Consider the following 1,685-nt stretch of genomic DNA (forward strand, 5'->3'; position numbering starts at 1 on the left):
AATTGAATGGTTGTTGCAAGAGTATCCTCACTTGGGTACTAACCCTGAGTTTTGCAAAGCTAAACTAGAGTGTCTAAGGTCTCGCTATGGCTGGAAAAAAATTAACCAGTGGTATGGAATGATTGATCAGGGTCAAGGTCATGCTTTGGTAGGAGATTTGCTTGAAACTCATTATGATCCAGCTTACCGCCGCTCGATTAGTAAGTGTTATGGAAATGTAGAATTTACCTTACCGATTGTGGATTTATCAGAGCAGAGTGTTCAGACTTTTGTGAATAGTTTGATGTCTTTGACGGAATTATGCTAAGGATAGTTAATCAGCAATTCTAGATTTTATGTCCGAGTACTTATCAAAGTATAATGATAAATTACTGATAACAAAGAATGAGATACTGTCCGGTTGTTTCGGTTAGGTTCATAGTTTATTTTTTTACCCATTACCCTCAATTATAGCACTACTCATTAAAGTTAGGACATTGATAAAAGCTCATTTGCTAATGCACGTAAACTTTTGCCTCTTGCCTCTTGCCTCTTGCCTTACACGTAGCGCTATATTGCACAATTGGGCAACGCCAAATTATTACTCGTGCAACGCTTCTGCCCGTTCCCAGTCCTCTGGCACCCCATAACTTTGATACCTTTGGCAGCGTTTGACATAGAGCATGGCTGCTTTATCCTCGGGATTGGTTTGTAAAACTGACTGAAATATCCGTTCAGCTTGGGCGAAGGCTTGCCGATGGTAGAGAAATGCAGCTTGTTCAAAGTTACTCTTAGTTTGTCTCTTTAACTGCTTCAGTTGCGGCTGATCTTGATCAAATAGCTCAAATACTGCCACCGGTTTATTTTTTCCCTTAACTTTGACTCGATCCAGAAACCTATAACTGTACTTTTGAAACTGATTCAGGTTATAGAGGGTTTGTTGGCTAATCATAATCCCTGCACCATAAAGTTTGGTTAATCCTTCCAAGCGGGAAGCAAGATTCACTGCATCAGAAATAACCGTACTTTCCATCCGCTTTTGTTCACCGATGGTTCCTAGCATTAAGCTACCTGTATGTAAACCAATACCGATAGTAATCGGAACATAACCACTTTGGCACCGATGCTGATTGTAGAGCGCAACTGTTTGTTGCATCTCAAGTGCACCTTGAACCCCATCATCCGCAGACTCAGGAAAAAGTGCCATAACTCCATCTCCAATGTATTTATCAATAAAACCGTTGTGAGCGCGGATTGCTGGACTAACTCGACTCAGATAGCTATTAATAAAATTAAAATTTTCTTGAGGAGATAACTGTTCTGATCGGCTGGTAAAAGAGCGAATATCAGCAAAAAGAACAGTCATTTCTTTTTGAACGTGATCCCCTAATTTAACATCAACAATACTGTCATATCCCAGGAAGCGCAAAAAATCATGGGGGACAAACTTACCATAAGCAGAGGTAATTTTAGAAAGCCGTAGATGACTTTTAATTCGGGCTAACAATTCATGTTTAGAACAAGGCTTAGTCAGATAATCATTTACCCCAAAAGTAAACCCTTCTACCAAATCGGAAACTTGATTGTTGGCGGTTAACATGATCACCGGAAGTTCACTGGGCAAAAACTTCTGGCGAATTTTTGCACAGACTTCATAGCCCGTCATGCGGGGCATCATCACATCCAGTAAGATCAAGTCAGGCTGG

General features: G+C 40.5%; 1 protein-coding gene and 1 pseudogene. One reads left to right on the forward strand and one right to left on the reverse strand.

The genetic code is table 11. From position 1 onward, the window contains the following. Window positions 1–307: pseudogene (locus F6K37_RS41300) on the forward strand (tRNA 2-selenouridine(34) synthase MnmH); the annotation flags it as partial. A gap of 273 nt (window positions 308–580) precedes the next feature. Here F6K37_RS41300 and F6K37_RS41305 read toward each other — a convergent pair. Continuing rightward, a partial coding sequence (locus F6K37_RS41305; RefSeq protein ID WP_287257073.1) for a response regulator occupies window positions 581–1,685 on the reverse strand: 1,105 nt, incomplete at its 5' end.

The sequence above is a fragment of the Moorena sp. SIO4E2 genome (assembly GCF_010671945.1).
Lineage (GTDB): Bacteria > Cyanobacteriota > Cyanobacteriia > Cyanobacteriales > Coleofasciculaceae > Moorena > Moorena producens.